Annotated in this window: 6 protein-coding genes; 5 read left to right on the top strand and 1 reads right to left on the bottom strand. The window is 69.0% G+C overall.

Going from position 1 to position 4411, the window contains the following annotated elements:
- From FFS27_RS29155 to FFS27_RS29135, 5 genes are all read left to right on the top strand, one after another.
- The coding region (locus FFS27_RS29155; protein ID WP_137952391.1) for an SDR family NAD(P)-dependent oxidoreductase at positions 1 to 443 on the top strand (443 nt) is incomplete at its 5' end.
- 20 nt (positions 444 to 463) lie between these two features.
- Positions 464 to 856, top strand: coding sequence for a hypothetical protein (locus tag FFS27_RS29150; RefSeq protein WP_015502405.1), 393 nt, complete (start codon positions 464 to 466; stop codon positions 854 to 856).
- 87 nt (positions 857 to 943) lie between these two features.
- The gene (tpbA, locus tag FFS27_RS29145; protein WP_021265226.1) at positions 944 to 1600 is read left to right on the top strand and encodes a tyrosine phosphatase TpbA; all 657 of its coding nucleotides are present in this window, start codon (positions 944 to 946) and stop codon (positions 1598 to 1600) included.
- A gap of 104 nt (positions 1601 to 1704) precedes the next feature.
- Positions 1705 to 2604, top strand: a complete 900-nt coding sequence (locus FFS27_RS29140; protein ID WP_003111593.1) for a TIGR01459 family HAD-type hydrolase — start codon at positions 1705 to 1707, stop codon at positions 2602 to 2604.
- Between the two features lie 30 nt (positions 2605 to 2634).
- Positions 2635 to 2880: a YgjV family protein gene (locus tag FFS27_RS29135; protein ID WP_003092978.1), complete on the top strand. Its 246-nt coding sequence runs from the start codon at positions 2635 to 2637 to the stop codon at positions 2878 to 2880.
- A gap of 58 nt (positions 2881 to 2938) precedes the next feature.
- Here the strand turns inward: FFS27_RS29135 and FFS27_RS29130 are convergent, their stop codons facing one another.
- Positions 2939 to 4213 (bottom strand): cation:proton antiporter, encoded by a 1275-nt coding sequence (locus FFS27_RS29130; RefSeq protein WP_003092979.1) that lies wholly within the window; start codon positions 4211 to 4213, stop codon positions 2939 to 2941.
- Between the last annotated feature and the right edge of the window lie 198 nt (positions 4214 to 4411).

Below are 4411 nucleotides of genomic sequence, written 5' to 3'. Positions count from 1 at the left end.
TCGGCAGCGTCTCCGGCGTGCTGGTCACGCCCTTCGCCGGCGCCTACTGCGCCTCCAAGGCCGCGGTACATGCGCTGAGCGATGCCCTGCGCCTGGAGCTGGCTCCGTTCGGCGTCGAGGTGCTGGAAGTGCAGCCGGGCGCCATCGCCTCGAACTTCGGCGCCAGCGCCAGCCGCGAGATGGACAGCGTGGTCGACGAACGCTCGCCCTGGTGGCCGTTGCGCCGGCAGATCCAGGCGCGCGCCGCGGCATCCCAAGACAATCCCACGCCCGCCGAAGACTTCGCCCGCCAGTTGCTCGCCGCCGTGCAGCGCCGTCCGCGCCCGCCGTTGGTGCGCATCGGCAATGGCAGCCGGGCCCTGCCGGCGCTGGCCCGCTGGCTACCGCGCGGCCTGCTGGAGCGGCTGCTGAAGAAGCGCTTCGGCCTCGACACGCGCCTCTGAAACCGCCAGGAGATACCGCCATGGGCGACCGCCTTGCCGTACCCATCCGTTACTACGCCCTGGCCGGGATCGCCGCGGCGATCCTGCTCAACGTGCTTCTGCGCGGGGTGGTCCGCTTCGGCGGCCTGCCGGCCAGCCTGCTGATCGCCGCGCTGGTCGCCGGCGGCCTGGCCTGGTGGTTCGCCCGCGCGCAGCGGCGCTGGCCGACCTGGGGCGAGCGCTTGCGCCTGGTCGCCCTGTATGGCGGAGTGCTCGGGATCCTTTACCTGCTACTGGTCGGCCTCGCCTCGCTGAAAGGCGATCCCAGCCCGGCGGCACTGCTCATCGTGGTGCTGCACTACCTGTGCTATCCGGCGCTGTTGCTGGTGTTCTTCTCCGGCAGGGTCTATGGATTCTTCCTGCGTGACGGGTGAAGCTGCCTCAACGAATTCTTCACATTCTCTTCAGCTCGGCTTGACCCGCCCTCGCCTAGTGTTGGCCACCCACCGCACGAGGCCGACATGCACCGTTCACCGCTCGCCTGGCTCCGCCTGCTCCTCGCCGCCGTGCTCGGCGCCTTCCTGCTCGGCGGCCCGCTGCATGCCGCCGAGACTGCCGCCCCGCGTTCGCCAGCCTGGGCGCAAGCGGTCGACCCGTCGATCAACCTCTACCGCATGAGCCCCACCCTCTATCGCAGCGCGCTGCCCAACGCACAGAGCGTCGCGCTGCTGCAACGCCTGCAGGTGAAGACGGTGGTCAGCTTCATCAAGGACGACGACCGCGCCTGGCTGGGCCAGGCTCCGGTGCGGGTGGTCAGCCTGCCGACCCACGCCGACCGGGTCGACGACGCCGAGGTGCTCAGCGTCCTCCGCCAGTTGCAAGCCGCCGAGCGCGAAGGCCCGGTACTGATGCACTGCAAGCACGGCAACAACCGCACCGGACTGTTCGCCGCCATGTACCGCATCGTCGTGCAGGGCTGGGACAAGCAGGCCGCGCTGGAGGAAATGCAGCGCGGCGGTTTCGGCGACGAGGACGACATGCGCGACGCCAGCGCCTATGTGCGCGGCGCCGACGTCGACCGCCTGCGCCTGGCGATGGCCAACGGCGAATGCAGCCCGTCGCGCCTCGCCCTCTGCCATGTGCGCGAGTGGATGGCCCAGGCGCTCGACCGGCCGTAAACACGCGCAGGGCCGAAAGGCTTGGTCCCGTCACGCAAGTTTGGCACCCTTGGGACTCGCCGCCGCACGCGGCGGCCCACTTCGACAGCCGCGACGAGACTCCCATGAGCGATGCCCCGACCTCCCCGCGCTTCAGCGCCGCCACCAGCACCCGCCTGCTCGACCATGCGCAACTGGAAGCGCTCTGCGCCGACTATGACGGCTTCCTTCTCGATCTCTGGGGCGTAGTGATGGACGGCGCCGAGGCGTTCCCCGGCGCCCTCGCCTGGCTCGCCCGGCGGCACGCCGAAGGCCGCCCGGTCTGGTTCCTCAGCAACTCGTCCAGCAGCGTGGTGGAAATGAGCGCCGGGCTCGAGCGCCTGGGCATCCAGCGCGACTGGTTCGCCGGCATCACCACCTCCGGCCAGTTGACCATCGACGCCCTGCTGCAAACCGCCGAATACCGGCGTGGCGGCATCTACCTGGCCGGCGTCGGCCTGGCCCAGCAGAGCTGGCCGGCGGAAATCCGCGAGCGCTTCGTCGAGGACATCGCCCAGGCGGCGCTGATCGTCGGCGTCGGCAGCTTTCCCCAGGAAGAACTGGAACAGCGCTTCGCGCCCCTGCGCGGCGCCACCGACCTGCCGTTCCTCTGCGCCAACCCGGACCGCGTGGTGGTTTCCGGCGGCCGCACGGTATACGGCGCGGGCATGCTCGCCGAGCTGTTCAGCGAGGAAGGCGGCCAGGTCAGTTGGTACGGCAAGCCCGACCCGGCGGCCTTCCGCATCGCCCAGCGGCAACTGGAAGCGCGCGGCGCGCGGCACATCCTGTTCGTCGGCGACTCGCTGGTGACCGACGTCCCCGGCGCCCTCGCCGCGCGCATCGATACCCTCTGGCTGGGCGCCACCGGCATCCACCGCGAAGCCCTGGGCGCCGAGTTCAACGGGGCGCTCGACGAGGAACGGGTCAGGTCGCTGCTGCACGGCTATCCGATCCGACCGCACTTTGCCGCGCCAGGGCTGGTCTGACCCCTCAAAGGTCGGAAAAAGGATGCGCGCATGCATTGGCTGGACTACCTGCAATGGCCCGCCATGCTGGTCACGGTGGTGGCCGCCTGGCTGGTGGCGTCGGCGCACCGGCGACGACGCAAGGTCGGCTTCTGGGTGTTCCTCGCCAGCAACCTGCTGTGGATCGCCTGGGGCCTGTACGCCCAGGCCTATGCGCTGATCCTGCTGCAGGTCTGCCTGGCGGCGATGAACCTGCGCGGCACCCATCGCAACGAAGCGCCACAGGACAGCGCCTGATGGCCGCCAACGAAAACGCCCGCCATGACGGCGGGCGCTCGCCTTGCGAAGGCTGCGCTCAGTGCGCCCCCTCGCTTTTCTCCAGCGGCTGGCCGGCGTAGATACGACGCACCAGCGGGCCGATGGAAAGCCCCTGGAGCAGGATCGATACCAGCACCACGATGTAGGTCAGGCTGAGGATCAGGTCGCGCTCCGGCCCCAGCGGCAGGGACAGCGCCAGCGCCACCGAGACGCCGCCGCGCAGCCCGCCCCAGACCAGGATGCGGATGGTGCCCGCCGGTACCTGCCGGTTGGCGCCACGGAAACGGCGCAGGACCAGGATCGCCGGGCCCACCGTGAGCAGGCGCGAGACCAGCACCGCGCCGCCGAGGGCGAAGGCCGCCGCCACGTGCAGCCAGGAGAACGGCAACAGCAGCAGCTCCAGGCCGATCAGGGCGAACAGTAGGGCGTTGAGGATCTCGTCGATCAGCTCCCAGAACTTGTCCACGTAGCGCCGGGTCTCGTCCGACATCGCGTAGTGGCGTCCGTGGTTGCCGATGATCAGCCCGGCCACCACCATCGCGATCGGCGCCGATACGTGCAGGCGCGCGGCCAGCGCGGCGCCGCCGATGACCAGGGCGAGGGTCAGCATGACCTCCACCTGGTACTGGTCGATGCCGCGCATCATCACGAACACGCCGTAGCCGAGCACCGCGCCGAAAAGCACGCCGCCGATGGCTTCCTGGACGAAGAGGATCGCCGTGGCACTGACCGTGGGCGCCTCGCCGAGCTGGAGGATGCCGAGGATGATGGCGAACACCACCACCGCGGTGCCGTCGTTGAACAGCGACTCGCCGACGATGGTGGTCGCCAGCGGTTTCGGCGCGCCGGCGGACTTGAGGATGCCGAGCACGGCAATGGGGTCGGTCGGCGAGATCAGCGCGCCGAACAGCAGGCAGTAGATGAAATCCACCTGCCAGCCGAACAGCGGGAAGGTGTAGTAGGCCAGGCCACCGATGACGAAGGTGGCGATCAGCACCCCGGCGGTGGCCAGCAGGCCGATCGGCCACTTGTAGCTGCGCAGGTCGGAGAGGTCGACGTGCAGTGCGCCGGCGAACAGCAGCGCGGGCAGGAACCAGGTCATCAGCACTTCGGAGAAGTCGATGCGGCGGATGATTTCCTGCATCTCCACCTCGAGGATCGGATAGCCCAGTTCCGACAGCCCCTGGACGATCAGCGAGAACACCAGCGCCGTGGCCATCACGCCGATAGTCGGCGGCAGGCGGATGAAGCGGTAGTTGACGTAGGTGAGCAAGGTGGTCAAGGCAATGAATGCCGCGACGAGATCGAGCATGACGCGGGGTACTCCCTTAGCAGAAGGTAAAACACCTACCCCAAAAGGCCGATCCGTGAACCGTGGGGTGCGAATGTCTGGAAAAGCCCGAGAAAATTTCGGAACCCGCATCATAACCGCAGAAAAGCCCTGGGCGTCGAGCGCACCGATACGGTGCATGGCGCGCCGCCGACGCGGCAACGCCCTTCTCGCCCGCTC

The organism is Pseudomonas sp. 2VD (assembly GCF_005503585.1).
Classification (GTDB): domain Bacteria; phylum Pseudomonadota; class Gammaproteobacteria; order Pseudomonadales; family Pseudomonadaceae; genus Pseudomonas; species Pseudomonas aeruginosa.
This window is presented reverse-complemented; position numbering and strand designations above follow the sequence as displayed.

Coding starts and splice junctions, on each gene's coding strand:
- FFS27_RS29150 (WP_015502405.1), top strand. CDS start 464: ATGGGCGACCGCCTTGCCGTACCCATCCGTTACTACGCCCTGGCCGGG.
- tpbA (WP_021265226.1), top strand. CDS start 944: ATGCACCGTTCACCGCTCGCCTGGCTCCGCCTGCTCCTCGCCGCCGTG.
- FFS27_RS29140 (WP_003111593.1), top strand. CDS start 1,705: ATGAGCGATGCCCCGACCTCCCCGCGCTTCAGCGCCGCCACCAGCACC.
- FFS27_RS29135 (WP_003092978.1), top strand. CDS start 2,635: ATGCATTGGCTGGACTACCTGCAATGGCCCGCCATGCTGGTCACGGTG.
- FFS27_RS29130 (WP_003092979.1), bottom strand. CDS start 4,213: ATGCTCGATCTCGTCGCGGCATTCATTGCCTTGACCACCTTGCTCACC.